This is a genomic window from Shinella yambaruensis, assembly GCF_050859155.1.
GTDB lineage: Bacteria > Pseudomonadota > Alphaproteobacteria > Rhizobiales > Rhizobiaceae > Shinella > Shinella yambaruensis.
Map to the genome: position 1 here is coordinate 4,328,889 of NZ_CP150638.1, position 22,703 is coordinate 4,351,591.

The following is a 22,703-nucleotide window of genomic DNA, read 5'->3' on the forward strand; positions in this document are numbered from 1 at the left end:
ATTTTTTTGAAAGTGTTCGGGATTCACCGGGATTTCCGTGAAAATCACTTGATGGCAAACAAGCCCATGGAAAATGGGAGGAGGTCCCTATGTACGAATATGCCATAGCCTGGGATTGGTTGATGTTCGCCGTCCGCTGGCTGCATGTCATCACGGCGATCGCCTGGATCGGCTCGTCGTTCTATTTCGTCGCGCTCGACCTGGGCCTGAAGAAACACCCCGCGCTGCCGCCGGGCGCCCATGGCGAGGAATGGCAGGTGCATGGCGGCGGCTTCTACCACATCCAGAAATACTTGGTGGCGCCGGCCAACATGCCGGAGCATCTCGTCTGGTTCAAATGGGAGAGCTACGTCACCTGGCTGTCCGGCTTCGGCATGCTCTGTCTCCTGTATTACGCGGGCGCCGACCTCTACCTGATCGATCCGAACGTGCTCGATGTCTCCAAGCCGGTGGCGATCGGCATTTCGCTGGCCTCGCTCGCCTTCGGCTGGATCATGTACGACCTGATCTGCAAGTCGCCCTTCGGCAACGACAACACGCGGCTGATGATCGCGCTCTACTTCATCCTCGTCGTCGTCGCCTGGGGCTATACGCAGCTCTTCACCGGCCGCGCCGCCTTCCTCCATCTCGGCGCCTTCACGGCGACGATCATGTCGGCCAACGTGTTCTTCATCATCATCCCGAACCAGAAGATCGTCGTCGCCGACCTCATCGCCGGCCGCACGCCCGATCCGAAATACGGCAAGATCGCCAAGCAGCGCTCGACCCACAACAACTACCTGACGCTGCCGGTGCTGTTCCTGATGCTGTCGAACCACTATCCGCTGGCCTTCGGCACCGAGTTCAACTGGATCATCGCCTCGCTCGTCTTCCTGATGGGCGTCACGATCCGCCACTACTTCAACACCACCCACGCCAATGCCGGCAACCCGACCTGGACCTGGCTTGCCACCGCGCTGCTTTTCGTCATCATCATGTGGCTCTCTACCGTGCCGAAGGTGCTGACCGGCGAGACGGCCGACGCGAAGGTCTCGGCCAGCCAGCAGCCCTTCGTCACGGCTGAAGCGTTCCCCAAGGTGCGCGACACCGTTCTCGGCCGCTGCGCCATGTGCCATGCCAAGGAGCCGGGCTGGGAGGGCATCATCACGGCGCCGAAGGGCGTCGTCCTGGAAACGGACAGCGAGATCGCCAACCACGCCCGCGAGATCTACCTGCAGGCCGGCCGCTCGCACGCCATGCCGCCGGCCAACGTGACCCAAATCTCCGACGAGGAGCGCCGCCTGCTCGTCGCCTGGTACGAAAGCGCCATCAGCGGGGAGAAGACCCAATGAGCGAACTCCTGATCCGCGGCCGCGTGCTGACCTTCCTCGCCGAGCCGCAGGGCATCGACGACACGGCCGCCTGGCGCTACATCGAGGACGGCGCGGTCTTCGTGCGGGGCGGCAAGGTCGTCGAGATCGGCGAGCATGCCGAGGTCTCCAGGCGCGCCGGCCCCGGCGTTGCGGTCGCCGACCATCGTCCGCACCTCGTGCTGCCGGGCCTCATCGACACGCACCTGCATTTCCCGCAGACCCAGGCGATCGCCTCCTATGGCGCGCAGCTCCTGGAATGGCTGAACACCTATATCTTCGTCGAGGAGCAGAAGTTCGCCGAGGCCGCCCATGCCGTTGCCGTGGCGGACCGCTTCATGGACGAGCTGCTCTCGAACGGCACGACGACCGCCGTCGCCTATTGCTCGGTGCATCCCGAAAGCGTCGAGGCCTATTTCTCGGCGGCCGAGGCACGCGGCATGCGCATGGTCGGCGGCAAGGTGATGATGGACCGCAACGCGCCCGACGCCCTGCGCGACACGCCGCAGCAGGGCTATGACGAGACGAAGCGGCTCATCGAAAAATGGCACGGCCGCGGCCGCGCGCACTACGCGATCAGCCCGCGCTTCGCCATCACCTCGACGCCCGGGCAGATGGAGATGAGCCAGGCGCTCGTCGCCGAGCACCCGACCTGCTTCGTGCAGACGCATCTTTCGGAGAACCGCGACGAAATCGCGTTCGCCACCTCGCTCTACCCGCAGGCGAAGGACTATACGGACATCTACGCCCGCTACGGCCTGCTGAACGACCGCATGCTGCTCGGCCATTGCATCCATCTCAGCGACCGCGAGGTTTCCGTGCTCGCCGAGACGGGCGCCGTCGGCGTCTTCTGCCCGACGTCAAACCTCTTCCTCGGCTCGGGTCTCTTCGACCGCGACAGGTTCGACCGGCTCGGCGCGCGCTGGTCGGTGGCGACGGATGTCGGCGCCGGCACCAGCTTCTCCATGCTGGAAACGATGGACGAGGCCTACAAGGTGCTGCACCTCAACGGCCAGAAGCTGACGCCGTTCAATTCCTTCTACCGCCTGACGCTGGGCAATGCCCGCGCGCTCGGGCTTGAGAAGCACATCGGCTCGCTGCATGCCGGGGCCGATGCGGATATCGTCGTGCTTGATTCCTCCGGCAAGTCGGCGATGGAATACCGCATGCGCACCGCCACCTCGCTGGCGGAGGAGCTCTTCATCCTGCAGACCATGGGCGACGACCGCTGCGTCGCCGAGGTCTATGTCGCCGGCAAGGCGATGAAGGGGAAGGGCAAGGCGGGCGCTTCTGAAAAGCGGGTTCTCGAAACGGCCTGACACATCAGGAGGCCTGGCCCCTCATCCGGCCTGCCGGCCACCTTCTCCCCGCAGGCGGGGAGAAGGAAAGGTGCCGCACCCTCCTGCCTTGATCGAGGCGAGACATTACCCCGCTCTCCTTCTCCCCGCCTGCGGGGAGAAGGTCCCGGCAGGGGGATGAGGGGCATTCCTCAGCTTCCAATTCACTTCACCCGCCCGCCCATCGCCTTGGTCAACCCCTCCGCCGCCGCCCTGACGACCGGGCCGAAGGCGTCGACCTTGCTGTCGGGCAGGCGCACCGCCGGGCCGGACACGGAAATGCCGGCCACCGCCTCGCCATATTCGTCGAAGATCGGCGCGGCCACGCAGCGCATGCCGAGCGTGTGCTCCTCGTCGTCGATAGACCAGCCGCGGGCGCGGATTCTCCCGATATCCTCCAGCAGCGTCGGGATCGTGTCGCGCGTCTTGTCGGTGAAATGCTGCAGCGTGCGGCCGGAAAGCAGCGCCTCGATGCGGGCATCCGGCCAGGTGGAGAGGATCGCCTTGCCGATGCCGGAGGCGTGGATCGGCCCGCGCCGGCCGGGGCGGAAGAAGGCGCGCATCGGCGCATGGCTTTCCACCTGCGAGATGAAGACCACGTCGCCGTCGTCCTCGATGGCGATGTTGGCGGTCTCGCCGCAGCCCTCCATCAGCTGCTTGAGGAACGGCCGGCTGATCGTGCCGAGCTTGCGGAAGCGCAGATAGGCCGTGCCGATCTCGAAGGCCTTCACGCCGATCGTCCAGGCGCCGGTCTCCGCGTCATGGGCGACCATGCCGTGCTGGGCGAGCGAGGTCAGCAGGCGGTGCACGGTGGAGGGCGCCATGGCCGACTGGTCTGCAAGGTCGGTGAGCGCCGCGCCGTCCGCCCGTGCCACGAGATCGAGAAGTCTCAGGCTGCGGTCCAGCACCTGCACCGAGGACGGTGCCGCATTCTCGCCGGCCTTGCGGCCGGGCCGCCCCCGCGTCTTCTCCTGCTGCTCCGCCATGCCCTGCCTCTTCTTCCGCTTGCCGCAAGCCCCCTCGTCCGCCTGCCGGCACCTTCTCCGGGGAGAAGGTAGCCCGAAGGGTCGGATGAGGGGGATTGCGATATGACTGCCGTTGTCGACCCCGTCCATGACATAGCCGGCCCGTGGCGATTGTTCCAGTTTCGTTGAAAATGTTTATTTCCATCTGATGGGATTGATTTCCATTTTATGATTGCGCGCAGGAACAGATGCGCTACCTTCATTCTCAAGAGACGGAGGAAATCCCATGGCTAAAATGCGTGCTGTCGATGCAGCGGTCCTGGTTCTGGAGAAGGAAGGCATCGATTGTGCCTTCGGCGTTCCGGGCGCTGCGATCAATCCCTTCTATTCGGCGCTGAAGGCGCGCGGCACGGTCCGCCACGTGCTCGCCCGCCACGTCGAGGGCGCAAGCCACATGGCCGAGGGCTATACGAGGGCCCGCGCCGGCAATATCGGCCTGTGCATCGGCACGTCGGGCCCGGCCGGCACCGACATGATCACCGGCCTATATTCGGCCTCCGCCGATTCGATCCCGATCCTGTGCATCACCGGCCAGGCGCCGCGCGCCCGCCTCGACAAGGAGGACTTCCAGGCGGTCGATATCGCCAAGATCGCCGCGCCCGTCACAAAATGGGCCGTCACCGTCATGGAGCCGGGCCTCGTTCCCTATGTCTTCCAGAAGGCGTTCCACACGATGCGCTCCGGCCGTCCCGGCCCGGTGCTGATCGACCTGCCGATCGACGTCCAGCTCGCCGAGATCGAGTTCGACATCGACGCCTATGCCTCGCTCGAACCCTACAAGCCGGCCGCCACCCGTGCCCAGGCCGAAAAGGCCCTCGCCATGCTGAACGCGGCCGAGCGCCCGCTGATCGTCGCCGGCGGCGGCATCATCAACGCGGATGCCTCGGACCTTCTGGTCGAGTTCGCCGAGATCACCGGCGTTCCCGTCATCCCGACACTGATGGGCTGGGGCACGATCCCGGACGACCACGGGCTGATGGCCGGCATGTGCGGCCTGCAGACCTCGCACCGCTACGGCAACGCGACGCTGCTCGCCTCCGACTTCGTCCTCGGCGTCGGCAACCGCTGGGCCAACCGCCACACCGGCAATATCCCGACCTATACGGAAGGCCGCACCTTCGTCCATGTCGATATCGAACCGACCCAGATCGGCCGCGTCTTCACGCCGGATTTCGGCATCGTCTCGGATGCCGGCGCCGCGCTGAAGTTGTTCCTCGACGTCGCGACCGAATGGAAGGTCGCCGGCAAGCTGCGCGACTGGTCGGCCTGGGCCGAGGAGTGCCAGGAGCGCAAGCGCACCATGCTGCGCAAGACCCATTTCGACCACACGCCGCTGAAGCCGCAGCGCGTCTACGAGGAGATGAACAAGGCCTTTGCCCGCGACACCTGCTACGTCTCGACCATCGGTCTTTCCCAGATCGCCGGCGCGCAGTTCCTGCATGTCTACAAGCCGCGCAACTGGATCAACTGCGGCCAGGCCGGCCCGCTCGGCTGGACGCTGCCCGCCGCGCTCGGCGTGCGCGCCGCCGATCCCGATCGCCCGATCGTCGCCCTGTCCGGCGACTATGACTTCCAGTTCCTCATCGAGGAGCTGGCGGTCGGCGCCCAGCACAAGCTGCCCTACCTGCATGTGGTCGTGAACAATTCCTATCTCGGCCTCATCCGCCAGGCCCAGCGCGGCTTCAACATGGACTTCGAGGTCTCGCTCGCCTTCGACAACATCAATGCATCGGGCGATTCGGAAGCCGGCTATGGTGTCGACCACGTCGCCGTCGCCGAAGGCCTCGGCTGCAAGGCGATCCGCGTGCGCAGCCCGAACGAGTTCCAGGAAGCCTTCAACACCGCGCAGGCGCTGATGAAGGAGCACCAGGTCCCCGTCGTCATCGAGTTCATCCTCGAGCGCGTCACCAACATCGCCATGGGCGCCGACATCAATGCCGTCGTCGAATTCGAGGACCTGGCCGAACGCGGCGAAGACGCCCCGACGGCGACGCTGGCCCTCCTGGACTGAGACGAAGAGAGAAAAACACCATGCCGAAATTCGCGGCCAACCTGACCATGCTCTTCAACGAGGCGCCGTTCCTCGAGCGCTTCGCGCTGGCCGCCAAGGCCGGCTTCGAAGGGGTGGAATATCTCTTCCCCTACGATTTCGACAAGGAGGCGCTGCGCGCCGCGCTTGATCTCAATGGCCTGACGCAAGTGCTGCACAACCTGCCGGCCGGCAACTGGGCCGGCGGCGAGCGCGGCATCGCGGTCCTGCCGGACCGGGTCGACGAGTTCCGCCGCGGCGTGGCCTCGGCGATCGACTATGCGACGGCGCTCGGCTGCGGGCAGGTCAACTGCCTGTCGGGCATCGCCCCGGTCGGCGTCCCGGACGAGGTGCTGCGCACCACCTTCGTCGCCAACCTGAAGCTGGCGGCTAGCGAGCTCGGCAAGCATGGAATCCGGCTTCTGATCGAGCCGATCAACCGCTTCGACATTCCGGGCTTCTACCTCAACACCCCGGACCAGGCGGCCTCCATCATCGCCGAGGTGGGCAGCGACAACCTGTTCATCCAGTACGACCTCTACCACCAGCAGCGCACCGAGGGCGAGCTGATCGGCACGTTCAGGAAGCACCAGGCGCAGATCGCCCATGTGCAGCTTGCCGACAATCCGGGCCGGGGCGAACCGGGCACCGGCGAGATCGCCTGGCCCTTCGTGTTCAAGACGCTGGACGCGCTCGGCTACGACGGCTGGATCGGCTGCGAATACAAGCCGCGCACCACGACGCAGGAAGGCCTCGGCTGGCTGGCCGAAGTCGGCCGCTGAAGACACAAACACATTCAAAGCTGAAAGTCTGGGAGTTCAGATCATGGCAAATATCGGTTTCATCGGCCTCGGCATCATGGGCACCCCCATGGCGCGTCACCTTCAGGACGCCGGCCACACGGTGATCACCTCGAAATTCGCAATCCCGCCGCGTCAGGAACTCATCGACAACGGCCTGAAGATCGTCGACAGCCCGAAGGTGCTGGCCGAGACCGTCGACACGATCATCCTCATGCTGCCCGATACGCCCGAGGTCGAAGACGTGCTCTTCGGCGAGAACGGCGTCTCCTACGGTCTTACGGCCGGCAAGCTCGTCATCGACATGAGCTCGATCTCGCCGATCGCCACCAAGGAATTTGCCAGGAAGATCCGTGCGACCGGTGCCGAATATGTCGATGGCCCGGTCTCGGGCGGCGAGGTCGGCGCCAAGAACGCCTCGCTCTCCATCATGGCCGGCGGCTCGCAGGAAAGCTTCGACCGGGCGCTGCCGCTCTTCCAGCTGATGGGCAAGAACATCACCCTCGTCGGCGATTGCGGCGACGGCCAGGTGACGAAGGTCGCCAACCAGATCATCGTCGCGCTGACCATCGAGGCGGTGTCCGAAGCCCTCGTCTTCGCCTCGAAGGCCGGCGCCGATCCGGCGCGCGTGCGCGCCGCGCTGATGGGCGGCTTTGCCTCCTCGCGCATTCTCGAAGTGCACGGCGAGCGCATGGTCAAGCGCACCTTCGATCCGGGCTTCCGCATCTCGCTGCACCAGAAGGACCTGAACCTCGCGCTGCAGGGCGCCAAGGCGCTCGGCGTCGCCCTGCCCAACACCGCGTCCACGCAGGAGCTCTTCAACCAGTGCGCCGCCCATGGCGAGGCCGGCCTCGATCACTCAGGTCTCGTCAAGGCGCTGGAGCGCATGGCGAACCACGCCGTCGCATGACGGCCTGGCCGGGCGGGGAGGGGAGCCCCGCCCGGCCACCCCTTCCGGAGGCGGCGGCGCGGCTCCTCATCCCCCGCCGCGGCTCTTTTTCATCGGGAGGTGCTGGCGGGCGGGTGAGGGGCTGTGCTTAATTGCCCGGCCCGAAGCGCCGCGCGCCCCGCGCATAGCGACGGCCGCTGTAGAATTTTGAATCTGCTGCCGGAATCCCTCGTTTCGAGGCCCGGCGCAGCGTGACCCGGAGGAACCCATGCCGCCCATCGCCGATCCGCGCGCCTTTCTCGAACATCTGTTTTCCGTCGCGGTCTCCGCCGCCGATCCGGACAAGGTGCTGGCCGCCAACCTGCCGGAAAAGCCGAAGGGCCGTACGGTGGTGATCGGCGCCGGCAAGGGCGCGGCGCAGATGGCGCGCGCCTTCGAGCGGCTCTGGGACGGCCCGCTCACCGGCGTCGTCGTCACGCGCTACGGCTATGCCGTCGCCTGCGAGCGCATCGAGATCCTGGAGGCCGCCCATCCGGTGCCGGATGACAGCGGGCTCCTCGCCTCCGGCCGGCTGATGGCCGCCGTGCGGGGCCTCACGGAGGACGACCTCGTCGTCGCCCTCGTCTGTGGCGGCGGTTCGGCCCTGCTGCCGGCGCCGGCCGGCGACCTGACGCTTGCCGACGAGATCGCCGTCAACAAGGCGCTGCTCGCCTCCGGCGCGCCGATCAGCGCCATGAACGCCGTGCGCAAGCAGGTCTCGCGCATCAAGGGCGGCCGGCTTGCCGCGCTTGCCCATCCGGCCCGCGTCGTCTCGCTCGTCGTCTCCGACATTCCCGGCGACAATCCCGCCCTCGTCGCCTCCGGCCCGACCATCGCGGACGAGACCACCCGCGCGGATGCCCTGCGCCTCATCGAGCGCTACCGCCTCGACCTGCCCGAAGCCGTGATGCGCCACATCCGCGACGGCAAGGACGAGCCGCCGCTGCCGTCCGATGCCGCCTTCGCCCGCAATGCGGTCAAGCTCGTCGCCTCCGCCGCCGTCTCGCTGGAGGCCGCCGCCGAAGCGGCGCGCAAGGCGGGTGTCGAGGCCGTCATCCTTTCCGACGCCATCGAGGGCGAGGCGGCCGAGGTCGGCCGCGTGCATGCGGCGATCGCCGCCGAGGTGGTGCGCCGCGACCGGCCTTTCCGCAAGCCCGTCGTCGTGCTGTCGGGCGGCGAGACGACCGTGACGATCAGGGGCAAGGGCAAGGGCGGCCGCAACGGCGAGTTCCTCCTGTCCCTCGCCTGCGGCATCGATGGCCTGCCGGGTCTCTTTGCGCTTGCCGCCGACACGGACGGGATCGACGGTTCGGAGGACAATGCCGGCGCCTTCGCCGACGGGACCACCGTCGCGCGCCTCGCCGACCAGGGCAAGGATGCCGCCGAATTCCTCGGCCGCAACGACAGCTGGACCGCCTTCGACGCGCTCGGCGACCTCTTCGTGCCCGGCCCGACCGGCACCAATGTCAACGATTTCCGGGCCATTCTCATCCAGTAGGAGTGGGAGAATCCGGCTAAATACAGGGCCGGGAGTGATCCGCGACCCTTTGCCATCGGGAAAGCCCCTCATCCGGCTGCCGCCACCTTCTCCCCGCAAGCGGGGAGAAGGAGGAGGAGGCAAAGCTTTCCTTGATTTCCGAAGAACATCGCTTGCGGGAAACCGGCCCGACATCCCCTTCTCCCCGCTTGCGGGGAGAAGGTCGCGGCAGCGGGATGAGGGGCGGCTGTGAACACGCTACCGGTTGGCCATCGAGGCCATGCGCTGCGGGTAGCGTCCGCCGGCCACCTTGGCCGGCGACAGGAGGTCGCCGAGGCGGGCGGCTTCCTCCGGCGTCAGGACGATAGCTGCGGCGGCGGCGTTCTGCTCCAGGTGTGGCACCTTGCTGGCGCCGGGGATCGGCACGATGAAATCGCCCTGCGCCAGCACCCAGGCAAGCGCGAGCTGCGCCGGGGCGACGCCCTTTTCCGCCGCCATCTCCTCCAGGAGGGCGACCAGCGCGAGGTTGGCGTCGAAATTCTCCGCGGCGAAGCGCGGCAGCGAGCGGCGGAAATCGTCGGCGGCAAGGCCGTCCAGCTTCTTCAGCGCGCCGGTGAGCACGCCGCGGCCGAGCGGGCTGAAGGGCACGAAGCCGATGCCGAGCGTGCGGCAGGTCTCCAGCACGCCGTTTTCCTCGACGTCACGGGTCCACAGCGAATATTCGCTTTGCACGGCGGCGATCGGGTGCACGGCATGGGCCTTGCGGATCGTCTCGCTGCCGGCTTCCGAAAGGCCGAGCGCCTTCACCTTGCCCGCGCGCACCAGCTCCGACATGGCGCCCACCGTCTCCTCGATCGGCACGTCCGGGTCGACGCGGTGCTGGTAGTAGAGGTCGATGACCTCGATGCCGAGCCGCTTCAGCGAGGCCTCGGCAACGGCCCTGACGTTTTCCGGCCGGCTGTCCGTACCCGTGATCATCTCGGCCGAGGGTTTGGCGGGATCGATGCGGAAGCCGAACTTGGTGGCGATCGCCACCTTGTCGCGCACCGGCTTCAGCGCCTTGCCGAGGAGGATCTCGTTCCTGTAGGGGCCGTAGACCTCGGCCGTGTCGAACAGGGTGATGCCGAGATCGACGGCGCGGTGCAGCGTGTCGATGGCCGCCGTCTCGTCGCTGGAGGGGCCGTAGGCATGGCTCATGCCCATGCAGCCGAGGCCGAGGGCGGAAACGTCGAGAATACCGAGCTGTCTGTGTTTCATGGCGAAATCCTTCTTCTGTGGACCCCGGGAGGCAGGTCCGCGCGGCCGGGCGGCGAACGGTCCGCCGTCATCCGGGCAAGGCCAATCTAGGACGCGGCGCCTCATCGGAAAATTGCTGCAAAAGCCAACGGCTTGTTCTATCTGTTGGAACAATGAACCGGACCCAGCTTTCCCAGCTCGCCGTGCTCGCCATCGTCGCGGAGACGCGCAGCTTTCGCAAGGCCGCGGGCGAACTCGGCATCGCGCCCTCCGCCGTCAGCCATGCGGTCTCGGCGCTGGAGGCGAGCCTCGGCGTGCGCCTCATCGCGCGCACCACCCGCTCCGTGGCGCCGACCGAGGAGGGACGCTTGCTGCTCGACACGCTGGCGCCGGCGCTTTCCGACATCGGTTCGGCCATGGAGGCGCTTGCCGACCGGCAGGGCCGCCCCGCCGGTCCGCTGCGCGTCACCATGCCGCTGATCGCCGCCGAGGACATCGTCATGCCGCGGCTCGGCGCCTTCCTCGCCGCCTATCCGGAGATCGAGCTGGACCTTCGGACCGACGACCGCTTCGAGGATATCGTCGAGAAGGGGTTCGATGCCGGGCTGCGGCTCGGCGAACATCTGGAGGCGGACATGATCGCGGTCCGGGCGAGCGGCCCCTGGCGCGGCCTCATCGTCGGCGCGCCGGCCTATTTCGAGAGTCATCCGAAACCCGTCCAGCCGCGCGACCTCATGCAGCACCGCTGCATCCGGCGGCGCTTTTCCAGCGGGCGGATCTATCGCTGGGAGCTGGAAAAGGACGGGCGGCTGGTGACGGTCGACGTCGCCGGCCCGCTGATCGTCTCCGACCAGCGGCTGATGCGCGCGGCCGCGATGGACGGCGCGGGCCTTGCCTATGTCTTCGACCAGCGCGTCGGCGAGGATATCGAGGCCGGCCGGCTCGTCGCAGTGCTGGAAGACTGGTGCCCGGCCTTCGACGGCTTTTCGATCTACTATCCCTCGCGCCGGCAGATGCGCCCGGCGCTGCGCGCCTTCGTCGATTTCTTCCGGTTCCGCGGCTGACCCGGGCTCAACGGAACTGTGTCAGGTTTTCAGCCGGTAGCGGATATGCCCGTCGGCCTCGACATAGCTGTCGTAGAGCTTGCGGGCGCGCGCATTGTCCTGGCGGGTGTGCCAGTAGATGCCGCGCCAGCCGTTGCGCCTGGAAATGGTGACGAGGTCGTCGATCAGCGCCCGGCCGATGCCCCTGCCGCGCGTGCCCTCGTCGACGAACATGTCCTCGAGATAGCCTTCCGGCGCGATGCCCCAGGTGGAATCGTGGTAGTGGTGGATGGCAAAGCCCAGCACCGTCCCGTCCTCCTCGGCAAGCCGCATCGAGACGCGCGAGCCGGGATCCAGGATGCGTGCCCAGGTGAAGGCGGTCACCTCCTCCGGCACGTCGGTCTCGTAGAAGGCGAGGTAGCCGGCCCAGAGCTTTCTCCAGGCCGCCTCGTCACCCTCCAGCGCATCGCGGATGGTGATGGCCATGGCTCACGCCCCCGCCGTGTCGAGCGCGGCCATCTGCTCCGCGCTCAGCGTGAGGGCTGCCGCCTTCATCAGGCTTGCGAGCTGGCCGAGGCTGGTCGCGCTGGCGATCGGCGCGGTGACCGCAGGCTTGGCCATCAGCCAGGCGAGCGCGATTTCGGCCGGCGTCGCGCCGGTCTCGGCGGCCACCTTGTCGAGGGCGGCGAGGATGCGCAGGCCCTTGTCGTCGAGATAGCGCACGACGCCCTCGCCGCGGGCCTTGCCCTCGGTGTCCGCCTTCGTGCGGTACTTGCCTGTCAGGAAGCCGGAGGCGAGGCTGTAATAGGTGATGACGCCGAGGTCCTCCTTCCGGCACAGATCGGCCAGCGCGCCCTCGAAACCGGCGCGGTCATAGAGATTGTATTCCGGCTGCAGCGCGCCGTAGCGCGGCAGGCCGGCCTTGTCGGCGGCTTCGAACGAGGCCTGCAACTGGCCGGCATCGAGGTTCGAGGCGCCGAAGGCGCGCACCTTGCCGGCCTTCACGAGGCCTGCATGGGCCTCCAGCGTCTCCTCGTAGGGCGTCTGCGGATCCGGCCAGTGCGAGAGATAGAGGTCGATATGATCGGTCTGGAGCCGCTTCAGCGAGTTCTCGACCGCCTCGACGATCCAGCGCCTGCGCAGGTCCCGGCGCCCCTGGCCCATGTCGGAGCCGACCTTGGTGATGACCACCACCCTGTCGCGGGCGATGCCGGAGCGCTTCAGCCACTTGCCGATGATCGTCTCGGATTCGCCGCCCTGGTTGCCCGGCGCCCAGCGGGAATAGACGTCGGCCGTGTCGATGGCGTTGAAGCCGGCGCCGGTGAAGGCGTCGAGCAGGTCGAAGGAGGTCTTCTCGTCGGCCGTCCAGCCGAAGACATTGCCGCCGAAGACGAGGGGGGCGATCGAAAGGCCGGTCTTGCCGAGGGCGCGAAACTGCATGGGGTCCTCCAAGGGGTTCGTGCTGAAAAAGCTTCCTGCAACATAGGGCGCGGCCGGCGCCTTTGCACGCCGTGGATCCGACTTTTTGCCGGCCGCCGCGCTTGCGAGGAACGTACCTCGCGACTAGTCTCCTGTCGCAATCAGGGAGAGATCATCATGCTGCGTTTCGGAATCCTGTCGACGGCCAAGATCGGCCGCGAACTCGTCGTGCCGGCCATCCAGGACGCGGAAAACTGCGTCATCACCGCCATTGCCAGCCGTGACCTCGCCAAGGCCCGCGCCATGGCCGACCGTTTCTCGGTGCCGTATGCCTTCGGCTCCTACGAGGAGATGCTGGCCTCGGACACGATCGACGCCGTCTATATCCCGCTGCCGACGTCCCAGCATGTGGAATGGTCGATCAAGGCGGCGGATGCGGGAAAACATGTGCTGTGCGAAAAGCCGATCGCGCTCAAGGCCGGGGAGATCGACGCGCTGATCGCCGCGCGCGACCGCAACGGGGTGCTGGTCTCGGAAGCCTTCATGGTCACCTACAGCCCCGTCTGGCGCAAGGTCCGCGCGCTGCTTGCCGAAGGCGCGATCGGCCGGCTGCGCCATGTGCAGGGCGCCTTCACCTATTTCAACCGCGACCCCGGCAACATGCGCAACGTGCCGGCGCTCGGCGGCGGCGGCCTGCCCGACATCGGCGTCTACCCGACCATCACCACGCGCTTTTCCACCGGCAAGGAGCCGGTCCGCGTGCAGGCGAGCACGGAGCGCGACCCGGAATTCGGCACGGACATCTATTCGAGCGTGCGCGCCGATTTCGGCGACTTCGAGCTCTCCTTCTACGTCTCCACCCAGCTCGCCCAGCGCCAGGTCATGGTCTTCCACGGCGACAAGGGCTTCATCGAGGTGAAGTCGCCCTTCAATGCCGATCGCTACGGGGCGGAGGAGATCGAGCTCACCAACCAGAGCCACAGCGAAAGCCAGCTCTTCCGCTTCCAGGATGCCCGCCAGTACAGGCGCGAGGCCGAAGCCTTCACCCGGGCGGCGCTCGGAGGGGACGAGGAGGTCGTGTCGCTGGAAAACTCGCGCCTCAACCAGAGGCTCATCGACGCCATCTACCGCGCCAGCGAGAAGGACGGCTGGGAGCCGGTCTGAGGCAGGAGGCATCCATCTCCGCCCCGGAAACGGCGCGGCGTCCCCGCTCTTCCCTTCTCCCCGCCGGGGAGAAGGGAAGAGCGGGGACGCCTCGTTTCACACGGGCCTCCGCTGCCTGGAGGGCGGAGGCGAAATGCCGGATCAGGCGGCCGGCTGCTTCGTCTTGCGCAGGTAGGGCAGGACGGTGTCGAAGGCGCCGAAGCGGGTGATGGCGTCCTCGTTGGAGACGGTGGCGGTGATGATCACGTCTTCGCCCTGCTGCCAGTTGGCGGGCGTCGCCACCTGGTGCTTGCTGGTGAGCTGGATCGAATCGATCGCGCGCAGGATCTCCGCGAAGTTGCGGCCCGTCGTCATCGGGTAGGTGAGGATCAGCTTGATTTTCTTGTCCGGGCCGATGACGAAGACGGAGCGCACGGTGGCATTGTCGGCGGGCGTGCGGCCTTCCGACGTGTCGCCGGCGGCGGCCGGCAGCATGTCATAGAGCTTCGCCACCTTCAGGTCCTTGTCGCCGATCAGCGGGTACTCGACGTCGAACCCCGTGGCGGTGCGGATGTCGTCCTTCCACTTGGCGTGGCTGTCGACCGGATCGACCGAGATGCCGATGATCTTCACGCCGCGCTTGCGGAACTCGCCCTCGACGCCGGCCATGGCGCCGAGCTCGGTGGTGCAGACTGGGGTGAAGTTCTTGGGGTGCGAGAAGAGCACCGCCCAGCCGTCGCCGATAAAGTCGTGGAAGCTGACCGGGCCGATGGTGGTCTCGGCGGTGAAGTCCGGAGCGATGTCGTTGATGCGCAGGCTCATGGGGATCGTCCTCTCTTTCATGCGGGGATCGCAGGATCGCCCCCGCGAAAATATGTCCGAGGCGGTAGATAGAACGAAAAAAACGCCTTGCCTATAGCGGCCCGCCGTCGCCTGCCGTCCGCGCGGAAGCGCATCTTTGCGCCCTTTGCGCCGGCGGGATGAAGGCTTTCGGCGGCTTGCGGATGACGCGCCAAACCGTTCCGCGAAGCCAGCGGGAAATGGAAGGGGATTTCTTTTGACCGGAAGGGCAAATTTCCGGCCCCGGCGCCATTCCGGCAAGAGAGCGCCGCGGTTTGCGCCCGAACCGTCTACTTGCCGATCCCGGCGCGCCCGCTCGTCAGGTCCGCGATCATCCGGCCGATCTCCTCCGCCTTTTCCGCCGGCACGCGGAAGGCAAGGCGCGCGCCTCGTTCATGAAAGGCCTCCTCGTCCATCACGAGGCCGGCAAGGGCGGAAAGCCGCGCCTTGACCAGCGCGAGATCGGAAAAGCCGAGCGAGACGGACAGCGCGACGCGCTCGACATATTCGGTCTTGGCGGCGGCGCGCAGGCAGGCGGCCGCCGTGCCGCCATAGGCGCGGATGAGCCCGCCGCTGCCGAGCAGGATGCCGCCGAACCAGCGGGTGACGACGACGAGCGTGCGGTCGAGCGCCTGGCCGTCGATCGCCTGCAGGATCGGCTTTCCGGCCGTGCCGCTCGGCTCGCCGTCGTCGCTGAAGCGGTAGGTCTGGCCGATGCGCAGGGCCCAGCAATTGTGGTTGGCCGCGGGGTCCGAGACCTCGGCCAGCCGGACCTTCGCCTCGGCCTCGCTCTCGACGGGGCAGGCGATCGCGCGGAACCGGCTCTTGCGGATTTCCTCTTCGAACAGCTCTGTCTGGTCCAGCGTGTACAAGGCGTCTTCCCGGTGGCGTCGGGCTGCCTCGTACTCCCTCGGCGCGGTGCGTTTCAAGGGCGGAATAGAGCACAAATTCTATAGACTATTGACAGGTGCCACGATTCCGCCATGATGTTGACCGGGACGTTAAACGAACGGGAGCCTACCGCATGATCTATCTCGGCGGCGTGACGCTTGGTTACTTCAACCTCTACCCGGTCGGCTTCCAGCCGAAGGACGAGCAATCCGCAAGCGACGACACGGCCGGCCGCGCGACGGAAGACAGGCTGCCGCTCGAAGGCAGCCGGCTTTCCTCCTCCCGCCGCCCGGTCCAGTGGCCGCTGCACGTCTTCTTCTGAGGAGGGATACTCCCTCTACAGGAAATCATCGTTGATTTCCTGTGGTCGGGCAAAGGCAGCGGGACATGACCGCTCCGCCATCGTGCCGGAGCTGGGGGTCAGGGAAGCGCCGCGCAGGTGCCGGCCTTGGCCGGCAGTCCGCCGCCGGCGATGAGCGCGGCAAGCTGGGGCCGGTCGCCCTCGGCGGTCGGCTGGATGTTGAGCGGCTCCGTCGCCGGCCACCAGTCGCCGCCCGCCCAATAGGCCCAGCCGGTCCAGACCGCGCTTTCCTTGCCGACCAGCGTGGTCATGCGGGCGAGCCCGTCGAGGCAGGCCTTGTCCGCCGCGCCGCCGAACTCGCCGAGGAAGCCGCGCTTGTTGTTGCGCTTCAGCCAGTCGGTGAAGCGCTCCAGCGCGGCCACGGCGTCGTCCGCCCGCGTGCAGGTGTCCGCCTTGCCGGAAAAATCGGCGTCGAGATACTGGTGCACCTCGTAGGCGTGATTGTCGGCGGGGTCCTCGATGCCGAGCATGACGGTGCCGTTGGCGCCGCCCTCCCGCTCCTCTTCCCAGCTGTGCGCCCCCGTCCAGATCGTGCCTGGCACGAGCACGAGGTTCTTCGCGCCCGCCTCGCGGATCGCCGCGATCGCCGCATTGGCGGAGGCGAGCCACTGCGGGGCGGATACGTCGTGCGGCTCGTTCATCAGGCCGAATTGCACGCCGCCGTCATCCTTGTAGTCCTCGGCGAGCCGGCGCCAGAAATCGGCGAAGGCGCTGTCGGGCACCTCGGCCGAGCCGACCTGCTTGTCACCGTAATAGGCGTAGTTGTGCGGGTCGAGGATGACGGTCAGGCCGGCGCCGCGCAGCGCCTTGACGGTGTCGGTGAGCCGCTTGCGCTCCGCCTTGTCGAAGCCGCGGTTCAGCCGCGGCTGCAGCCGTTCCCATTTGAAGGGAAGGCGCACGGCATTGAAGCCCTTGCCGGCGAAATAGGCGATCGTTTCGGCGGACGGATAGGTATAGTCCTTGCCGAAGGTGCCGCGCCCCTCGCCGAATTCGGCGCCGGCGAGGTTCACGCCGCTGAGGCATGCCGCGCTCGCCTGAACGGGAAGAATCAGGGCCGCCATGGCCGCCACCAGTCGAAAGCGCGCCGCCGCGCCGGATAGGGATTGCACGCCTGCCTCCGTTCCGGCCGGGCGCCGGTTGGTTCCGTGGGGTATCGCACCCCGTGCTTGGGAGCCGATCAAGACGCACACGATCTTAAGGCGGTGTTAAGGCGGCCCGTCTTTTCGTGGAATGAATTGAGAGAATACGGCGTCCCGGTGCCGTTTCGGCCTGCATCCGCCCAGGCATGCGGCCCGGGCGATTCCACTCCGCTGCAAAATGTTCTAGAGGCGGAGGGCCGTCCGATGGATCGGCCGGCCCCGACAACAGGTTCCTTCCATGCCCGCTCCCGAGACGTCCGCTCCCCTTTCCTCCGGCAAGCGCCATCCGCTGCGTGTTCTCCTGTCGCTCGTCAGCGACGAGAAGGGCCGCGTGATGCGGGCGGTCGCCTCGTCGGTCATCAACAAGATCTTCGACGTCATGCCGGAGATCCTGATCGGCATCGCGCTCGACGTGGTGGTGCGCGGCAAGGATTCCTTCGTGGCGCAGGTCGGCATCACCGATCCCGTGCACCAGCTCACCCTGCTCGGCATCGCCACCTTCCTCATCTGGTTCGGCGAATCGCTGTTCGAATATTTCTACCAGATCCTCTGGCGGGGCCTGGCGCAGGACGTGCAGCACCGGCTGCGCATCCTCTGTTATGACCACGCCCAGCACCTGCCGACGAGCTTTTACGAGGAGAACCGCTCCGGCGACCTCGTCGCCGTGCTGAACGACGACATCAACCAGCTGGAGCGTTTCCTCGACCGCGGCGCGAACGAGCTGATCCAGACCTTTTCCGCCGTCATCCTCGTCGGCGCGGTGTTCTTCATCGTCAGCCCGCTGATCGCCGTCATCGCCTTCACGCCGGTGCCGGCGATCATCGCCGGCGCCTTCTGGTTCCAGCGCCGGGCGCAGGCGCGCTACGATGCGGTGCGGGCGCGGGCCGGCGGGCTCGGCGCGCGGCTCACCACCAACCTGCAGGGCCTCCAGACCATCCGCGCCTTCGGCGCCGAGGCGCGCGAGACAGCGGCGCTGACGGCGGAAAGCCGCGGCTATGTCGAGGCGAACCGGGCGGCGATCCGCGTCTCCTCCGCCTTCATCCCGATCATCCGCATGGCGATCCTGTCCGGCTTCCTCGCCACCTTCCTGATCGGCGGCTGGCTGACGCTGAACGGTGAGATGCAGGTCGGCGCCTATGGCCTGCTCGTCTTCCTCACCCAGCGCCTGCTCTGGCCGATGACCGGCCTTGCCGAGATCGCCGACCTCTACGAGCGCGCCATGGCCTCGACGCGCCGCATCCTGCGCCTGCTCGACGAGCCGCGCGGCGAACCGCACGGCACGCACGAGGCAAAGGTCTCCGGCCGCTTCGAGATCGACGGCGTTACCTTCCGCTATGCGACGAGCCCCGGCGGCGTCACCGACATCAACCTCGCCATCAAGGCGGGCGAGACGGTCGCCCTCGTCGGCCCCACAGGCAGCGGCAAGTCGACGCTGATCAAGCTGCTCGGCCTCTTCATCCGCCCGCAGAAGGGCCGCATCCTCCTCGACGGCGTGCCGCTCGCCGACTGGTCCGGCGAATGTCTGCGCAAGAGCATGGCCTGGGTGCCGCAGGAGGTGACGCTGTTTTCCGGCTCGATCGCTGACAACATCGCCTATGGCCGGCCCGGCGCGAGCCGCGAGGAGGTCGAGGCCGCCGCGCGCATGGCGGAGGCCGACGGCTTCATCCGCGACCTGCCGGACGGCTATGAAAGCCAGATCGGCGAATACGGCCAGAAGCTCTCGGGCGGCCAGCGCCAGCGCATCGCGCTCGCCCGCGCGCTGCTGATCGATCCGGCGATCCTCATCCTCGACGAGGCGACGAGCGCCGTCGACAACGAGACGGAGGCGGCGATCCAGCGCTCGCTCGCCAGGATGAAGGGCAAGCGCACGGTCATCCTCGTCGCGCACCGGCTGAGCACAGTGGTGCATGCCGACGCCATCCATGTGATGGAGGCGGGCCGGGTGATCCAGTCGGGCTCGCACGGCGCGCTTGTGGAGCGGCCGGGGCTTTATCGCAATCTCTGGAACATCCAGACGGGACATGCGGAGATCGCGGAGGCGTAGGGGTTCCTCATTTCGCTGCTGGGACTTTCTTTCCGAAGTCCGAAGGGCAATTGCAGATAGGATTCGACGTTGCCGGTGTTCCCTTCTCCCCGCTTGCGGGGAGAAGGTGGCCCGAAGGGTCGGATGAGGCGCCAATGCAGGTGAAATCCCGCGCTCTTCCTGCCTTGGGGCTGCCCCTCATCCGCCTGCCGCCACCTTCTCCCCGCAAGCGGGGAGAAGGGGTATGTCGCACGGGTTTCCCGAAACAATGCCCTTGGGAAGGGAAGCTTTGCTCCTCGATCCCTTCTCCCCGCCTGCGGGGAGAAGGTGCCGGCAGGCGGATGAGGGGCCGTTCGCTGCCTTCAGTGTGCCTCGTCCCAATTGTGCGCCGCCCGTGCATCCACCTTCAACGGCACCTTCATCGCGAGCGCCGGCAGGGAGGCGTTTTCCATCACGCCGATGATGACGGGGATCGCCTTTTCCACCTCGCCGTCCTCGACCTCGAAGATCAGTTCGTCATGCACCTGCAGCAGCATGCGGGCGGAAAGGCCGGCGGCGGCGAGCGCCGGCTCCATCTTGACCATGGCGCGGCGGATGATGTCGGCGGCCGAGCCCTGGATCGGGGCGTTGATCGCGGCGCGTTCGTTGAAGGCGCGCACCGAGGGATTGGACGACTTGATCTCCGGGTAATGCGCGCGGCGGCCGAAGATGGTTTCGACATAGCCGTTCTCGCGGGCGAAGGCCTTGGTCTGGTCCATGTAGTCCTTGATGCCCGGGAAGCGCTCGAAATATTTCTTGATGTAGTCGCCGGCCTCCGAGCGCTCGATGGAGAGCTGGTTGGCAAGGCCAAAGGCCGAGATGCCGTAGATGATGCCGAAATTGATCGCCTTGGCGCGGCGGCGGACCTCCGGGGGCATGCCGTCCACCGGGACGCCGAACATTTCGGACGCCGTCATGGCATGGATGTCGATGCCGTCGGCAAAGGCCTGTTTCAGCTGCGGGATGTCGGCGACATGGGCGAGCACGCGCAGTTCGATCTGGCTGTAGTCGGCCGAGACCAGCTTGTGGCCGGGCGTCGAGATGAAGGCCGTGCGGATCTTGCGGCCTTCCGCCGTGCGCACCGGGATGTTCTGCAGGTTGGGATCGGAGGAGGAGAGGCGGCCGGTCGTCGTGGCGGCAAGCGCGTAGGACGTGTGCACGCGCTTCGTGTCGGGATGCACGAAGCCGGGCAGGGCGTCCGTATAGGTGGATTTCAGCTTGGTGAGCTGGCGCCAGTCGACGATCTTGCGCGGCAGGGGAATGCCCTGGGCGGCGAGGTCCTCCAGCACCTGTGCGGAGGTCGACCACTGGCCAGTCTTCGTCTTGGAGGCGCCGGGCAGGCCCATCTTGCCGAACAGGATGTCGCCGAGCTGTTTCGGCGAGCCGATGTTGAAGCGTTCGCCGGCAAGCTCGTAGATCTCCTCCTCGAGGCCGGCGGCGCCCTGCGCGAGTTCGCCGGAAAGGCGGGACAGCACCTGGCGGTCGATGGTGATGCCGCGCTCCTCCATGCGGGCGAGCACCGGCACCAGCGGGCGCTCCAGCCGCTCGTAGACGGTGGTCATGCGGTTGGCGGCGAGCCGCGGCTTCAAGACGTGCCAGAGGCGCAGCGTCACGTCGGCGTCTTCCGCCGCATAGGCCGTGGCGCGGGAAATATCCACCATGTCGAAGGTCTGCGCGCCCTTGCCCGAGCCGGCGACGTCCTTGTAGGAAATCGGCTTGTGGCCGAGCCAGCGTTCGGAGAGCGTGTCCATGCCATGCGTGCCGGCGCCCGCGTCGAGCGCGTAGGACATCAGCATCGTATCGTCGAAACCCTGAACGGTGATGCCGTGGCGGCGCATGACGAGGTAATCGTATTTGAGGTTCTGCGCGACCTTCAGGACGGAAGGGTCCTCCAGCAGGCTTTTCAGCCGTTCCAGCGCCGGCCGGATCGGGATCTGCCCCTCGGCAAGGCCGCCGCCGAGCAGGTCGCCGACGCCGTTCTTGTGGTTGAGCGGCACGTAGCAGGCGCGGATGACGGTGCCCGTCGGGTCCTTGGCATTGTCGGCGATCGCAAGGGAAAAGCCGCAAAGCTCCGCCTGCATGGCATCGAGCGAGGTCGTCTCGGTGTCGAAGCCGACGAGGCCGGTCTCGCGCGCGGCGGCGATCCAGCGGTCCAGCGTCTCGATATCCCGCACGGTCTCGTAGCCGGCATGGTCGATGGGGGCGGCCGAAAAGCGTTCGGCACGGGCCCTGGCGAGCGCCGAGGGCGTGTCGCCATCCGCGCCGGCGGTGGGCAGCAGCGTCGCGGCGGCCTCGGCCGCCGTCTCCTTGCCATCGAGCACGAGGGCGGGGCCGGCGACGTCGCCCTTGTCGAGGTCCGGGCCATGCGCCTCGGCGCCCCATTCGACCGGCACGTCCGCCGGCGCGATGGCGCCCGCGTCGCAATCGCAGGCTTCGGCGACACGGCGCGTCAGCGTGGTGAATTCCATCGCCTTCAGGAAGGCGATCAGCCGCGGCCCGTCCTGCGGGTGCAGGATCAGGTCGTCGAGCGGCGTGTCGAGCGGCGTATCGGTCTTCAGCGTCACGAGCTGGCGGGAGAGCAGCACGAGCTCGCGGTTGGCGATGATGTTCTCGCGGCGCTTGACCTGCTTGATCTCCTCGGCGCGGGCAAGCAGCGTGTCGAGGTCGCCATATTCTTCGAGGAGCTGCGCGGCGGTCTTCGGGCCGATGCCGGGAACGCCCGGAATATTGTCGGTCGAATCGCCGGTCAGCGACTGGAGGTCGATCATCTTTGCCGGCGGCACGCCCCATTTCTCGACGACTTCCGGAATGGAGATCTGCTTGTCCTTCATGCCGTCATACATCGAGACGTTCTCAGTCACGAGCTGCATGAGGTCCTTGTCGGAGGAGACGATGGTGACATCCGCGCCGTCCGCCTCCGCAAGGCGGGCATAGGTGGCGATCAGGTCGTCGGCCTCAAAGCCTTCCTTCTCGATGCAGGGCAGGTTGAAGGCGCGCGTCGCGTGGCGGATCAGGCCGAACTGCGGGATCAGGTCCTCGGGCGGTGCCGTGCGGTTCGCCTTGTAGAGATCGTAGAGGTCGTTGCGGAAGGTCTTCGAGGAATAGTCGAAGATGACCGCGAAATGGGTCGGCGTCACGCCCACATCGGTGTTGCGCGCATCCTTCAGGAGCTTCCACAGCATGTTGCAGAAACCCGAGACGGCATTGACCGGCAGCCCGTCCGATTTGCGGTTGAGCGGCGGGATGGCGTGGAAGGCGCGGAAGATGAAGCCGGAGCCGTCGACGAGGAAGAGATGATCACCTTTTTTCATGGGGTGAATGGATAGCGCGGGCGGCTTTCCGCGTCCATCTTTCATTGTGGGCAAACAGGCCTTTCCAGGGGCCGGAAAGCCTCACACGAACGTTACCGATTTGTAATTTTCCCGGGCGCTTGAAACCCTTGAAAAGCCACATTCGAACCCACAGATATTGTTCATCGGCACCTGATCAAAGCCGTTGTCTGGCACCCGGCCTGTCCCCCGCCGCGCCAGACAAAGGACAAAGGCCTCATCCCCCTCTCCGGGCCTTTGTCCATCATTCGAAGAAGCCGCCGCGACAAGCCTCCTGTCGTCGGCGGCTTCTCGT

General features: G+C 66.8%; 18 protein-coding genes. 10 read left to right on the forward strand and 8 right to left on the reverse strand.

Features of this window, described 5'->3' with window-relative positions:
- The first annotated feature begins 89 nt into the window (after positions 1-89).
- Complete coding sequence (locus WMC41_RS21035; protein WP_432346160.1) at positions 90-1,331, forward strand: urate hydroxylase PuuD; 1,242 nt, start codon at positions 90-92, stop codon at positions 1,329-1,331.
- The gene (gene guaD / locus WMC41_RS21040; protein WP_432346162.1) at positions 1,328-2,668 is read left to right on the forward strand and encodes a guanine deaminase; all 1,341 of its coding nucleotides are present in this window, start codon (positions 1,328-1,330) and stop codon (positions 2,666-2,668) included. The genes WMC41_RS21035 and guaD overlap by 4 nt, the downstream gene beginning before the upstream one ends.
- Positions 2,669-2,850: 182 nt before the next feature.
- On the opposite strand, the gene bhcR is transcribed toward guaD, so the two are convergent.
- Complete coding sequence (gene bhcR, locus WMC41_RS21045) at positions 2,851-3,672, reverse strand: HTH-type transcriptional regulator BhcR (RefSeq protein WP_432346164.1); 822 nt, start codon at positions 3,670-3,672, stop codon at positions 2,851-2,853.
- A gap of 265 nt (positions 3,673-3,937) precedes the next feature.
- Between bhcR and gcl the strand changes: the two genes are divergently transcribed.
- The 4 genes from gcl (at position 3,938) to WMC41_RS21065 (ending at position 8,966) form a co-directional block, all read left to right on the forward strand.
- Positions 3,938-5,722, forward strand: coding sequence for a glyoxylate carboligase (gene gcl / locus WMC41_RS21050; protein WP_432346166.1), 1,785 nt, complete (start codon positions 3,938-3,940; stop codon positions 5,720-5,722).
- A gap of 20 nt (positions 5,723-5,742) precedes the next feature.
- The gene (gene hyi, locus WMC41_RS21055; protein ID WP_432346168.1) at positions 5,743-6,522 is read left to right on the forward strand and encodes a hydroxypyruvate isomerase; all 780 of its coding nucleotides are present in this window, start codon (positions 5,743-5,745) and stop codon (positions 6,520-6,522) included.
- 43 nt (positions 6,523-6,565) lie between these two features.
- The gene (locus WMC41_RS21060; protein WP_432346170.1) at positions 6,566-7,450 is read left to right on the forward strand and encodes a 2-hydroxy-3-oxopropionate reductase; all 885 of its coding nucleotides are present in this window, start codon (positions 6,566-6,568) and stop codon (positions 7,448-7,450) included.
- A gap of 247 nt (positions 7,451-7,697) precedes the next feature.
- Positions 7,698-8,966: a glycerate kinase type-2 family protein gene (locus WMC41_RS21065; protein WP_432346172.1), complete on the forward strand. Its 1,269-nt coding sequence runs from the start codon at positions 7,698-7,700 to the stop codon at positions 8,964-8,966.
- 237 nt (positions 8,967-9,203) lie between these two features.
- On the opposite strand, the gene WMC41_RS21070 is transcribed toward WMC41_RS21065, so the two are convergent.
- Positions 9,204-10,202 carry an aldo/keto reductase gene (locus WMC41_RS21070; protein WP_432346174.1) on the reverse strand — a complete coding sequence of 333 codons (999 nt, stop codon included), beginning with the start codon at positions 10,200-10,202 and terminating at the stop codon, positions 9,204-9,206.
- 152 nt (positions 10,203-10,354) lie between these two features.
- Here WMC41_RS21070 and WMC41_RS21075 point away from each other — a divergent pair, with 152 nt between their 5' ends.
- A complete protein-coding gene (locus tag WMC41_RS21075) occupies positions 10,355-11,245 on the forward strand; it encodes a LysR substrate-binding domain-containing protein (protein WP_432346176.1) in 891 nt (296 codons plus the stop codon).
- 21 nt (positions 11,246-11,266) lie between these two features.
- On the opposite strand, the gene WMC41_RS21080 is transcribed toward WMC41_RS21075, so the two are convergent.
- The gene (locus tag WMC41_RS21080) at positions 11,267-11,710 is read right to left on the reverse strand and encodes a GNAT family N-acetyltransferase (protein WP_133035507.1); all 444 of its coding nucleotides are present in this window, start codon (positions 11,708-11,710) and stop codon (positions 11,267-11,269) included.
- 3 nt (positions 11,711-11,713) lie between these two features.
- Complete coding sequence (locus WMC41_RS21085; protein ID WP_272807202.1) at positions 11,714-12,664, reverse strand: aldo/keto reductase; 951 nt, start codon at positions 12,662-12,664, stop codon at positions 11,714-11,716.
- 156 nt (positions 12,665-12,820) lie between these two features.
- On the opposite strand from WMC41_RS21085, the gene WMC41_RS21090 reads away from it, so the two are divergent.
- A complete protein-coding gene (locus tag WMC41_RS21090) occupies positions 12,821-13,807 on the forward strand; it encodes a Gfo/Idh/MocA family protein (protein WP_432346179.1) in 987 nt (328 codons plus the stop codon).
- Positions 13,808-13,948: 141 nt separating this feature from the next.
- Here WMC41_RS21090 and WMC41_RS21095 read toward each other — a convergent pair whose 3' ends face one another.
- Both WMC41_RS21095 and WMC41_RS21100 read right to left on the reverse strand, forming a co-directional pair.
- Positions 13,949-14,608, reverse strand: coding sequence for a peroxiredoxin (locus WMC41_RS21095; RefSeq protein WP_432346181.1), 660 nt, complete (start codon positions 14,606-14,608; stop codon positions 13,949-13,951).
- A 308-nt stretch (positions 14,609-14,916) separates the two neighbouring features.
- Positions 14,917-15,498 (reverse strand): IMPACT family protein, encoded by a 582-nt coding sequence (locus WMC41_RS21100; protein WP_432346183.1) that lies wholly within the window; start codon positions 15,496-15,498, stop codon positions 14,917-14,919.
- Between the two features lie 152 nt (positions 15,499-15,650).
- On the opposite strand from WMC41_RS21100, the gene WMC41_RS21105 reads away from it, so the two are divergent.
- A complete protein-coding gene (locus tag WMC41_RS21105; RefSeq protein ID WP_244770423.1) occupies positions 15,651-15,839 on the forward strand; it encodes a hypothetical protein in 189 nt (62 codons plus the stop codon).
- 98 nt (positions 15,840-15,937) lie between these two features.
- Here the strand turns inward: WMC41_RS21105 and WMC41_RS21110 are convergent, their stop codons facing one another.
- Positions 15,938-16,939 (reverse strand): glycoside hydrolase family 5 protein, encoded by a 1,002-nt coding sequence (locus tag WMC41_RS21110; RefSeq protein ID WP_432348389.1) that lies wholly within the window; start codon positions 16,937-16,939, stop codon positions 15,938-15,940.
- A gap of 316 nt (positions 16,940-17,255) precedes the next feature.
- On the opposite strand from WMC41_RS21110, the gene WMC41_RS21115 reads away from it, so the two are divergent.
- Positions 17,256-19,061 carry an ABC transporter ATP-binding protein gene (locus tag WMC41_RS21115; RefSeq protein WP_432346185.1) on the forward strand — a complete coding sequence of 602 codons (1,806 nt, stop codon included), beginning with the start codon at positions 17,256-17,258 and terminating at the stop codon, positions 19,059-19,061.
- Between the two features lie 341 nt (positions 19,062-19,402).
- Here WMC41_RS21115 and polA read toward each other — a convergent pair whose 3' ends face one another.
- Positions 19,403-22,390, reverse strand: a complete 2,988-nt coding sequence (polA, locus tag WMC41_RS21120) for a DNA polymerase I (protein ID WP_432346187.1) — start codon at positions 22,388-22,390, stop codon at positions 19,403-19,405.
- Positions 22,391-22,703 lie beyond the last annotated feature (313 nt).

What these genes read in the sequence shown, in the direction of transcription:
- WMC41_RS21035 (WP_432346160.1), top strand. Translation starts at nt 90, where the DNA reads ATGTACGAATATGCCATAGCCTGGGATTGGTTGATGTTCGCCGTCCGC.
- guaD (WP_432346162.1), top strand. Translation starts at nt 1,328, where the DNA reads ATGAGCGAACTCCTGATCCGCGGCCGCGTGCTGACCTTCCTCGCCGAG.
- bhcR (WP_432346164.1), bottom strand. Translation starts at nt 3,672, where the DNA reads ATGGCGGAGCAGCAGGAGAAGACGCGGGGGCGGCCCGGCCGCAAGGCC.
- gcl (WP_432346166.1), top strand. Translation starts at nt 3,938, where the DNA reads ATGGCTAAAATGCGTGCTGTCGATGCAGCGGTCCTGGTTCTGGAGAAG.
- hyi (WP_432346168.1), top strand. Translation starts at nt 5,743, where the DNA reads ATGCCGAAATTCGCGGCCAACCTGACCATGCTCTTCAACGAGGCGCCG.
- WMC41_RS21060 (WP_432346170.1), top strand. Translation starts at nt 6,566, where the DNA reads ATGGCAAATATCGGTTTCATCGGCCTCGGCATCATGGGCACCCCCATG.
- WMC41_RS21065 (WP_432346172.1), top strand. Translation starts at nt 7,698, where the DNA reads ATGCCGCCCATCGCCGATCCGCGCGCCTTTCTCGAACATCTGTTTTCC.
- WMC41_RS21070 (WP_432346174.1), bottom strand. Translation starts at nt 10,202, where the DNA reads ATGAAACACAGACAGCTCGGTATTCTCGACGTTTCCGCCCTCGGCCTC.
- WMC41_RS21075 (WP_432346176.1), top strand. Translation starts at nt 10,355, where the DNA reads ATGAACCGGACCCAGCTTTCCCAGCTCGCCGTGCTCGCCATCGTCGCG.
- WMC41_RS21080 (WP_133035507.1), bottom strand. Translation starts at nt 11,710, where the DNA reads ATGGCCATCACCATCCGCGATGCGCTGGAGGGTGACGAGGCGGCCTGG.
- WMC41_RS21085 (WP_272807202.1), bottom strand. Translation starts at nt 12,664, where the DNA reads ATGCAGTTTCGCGCCCTCGGCAAGACCGGCCTTTCGATCGCCCCCCTC.
- WMC41_RS21090 (WP_432346179.1), top strand. Translation starts at nt 12,821, where the DNA reads ATGCTGCGTTTCGGAATCCTGTCGACGGCCAAGATCGGCCGCGAACTC.
- WMC41_RS21095 (WP_432346181.1), bottom strand. Translation starts at nt 14,608, where the DNA reads ATGAGCCTGCGCATCAACGACATCGCTCCGGACTTCACCGCCGAGACC.
- WMC41_RS21105 (WP_244770423.1), top strand. Translation starts at nt 15,651, where the DNA reads ATGATCTATCTCGGCGGCGTGACGCTTGGTTACTTCAACCTCTACCCG.
- WMC41_RS21110 (WP_432348389.1), bottom strand. Translation starts at nt 16,939, where the DNA reads ATGGCGGCCCTGATTCTTCCCGTTCAGGCGAGCGCGGCATGCCTCAGC.
- WMC41_RS21115 (WP_432346185.1), top strand. Translation starts at nt 17,256, where the DNA reads ATGCCCGCTCCCGAGACGTCCGCTCCCCTTTCCTCCGGCAAGCGCCAT.
- polA (WP_432346187.1), bottom strand. Translation starts at nt 22,390, where the DNA reads ATGAAAAAAGGTGATCATCTCTTCCTCGTCGACGGCTCCGGCTTCATC.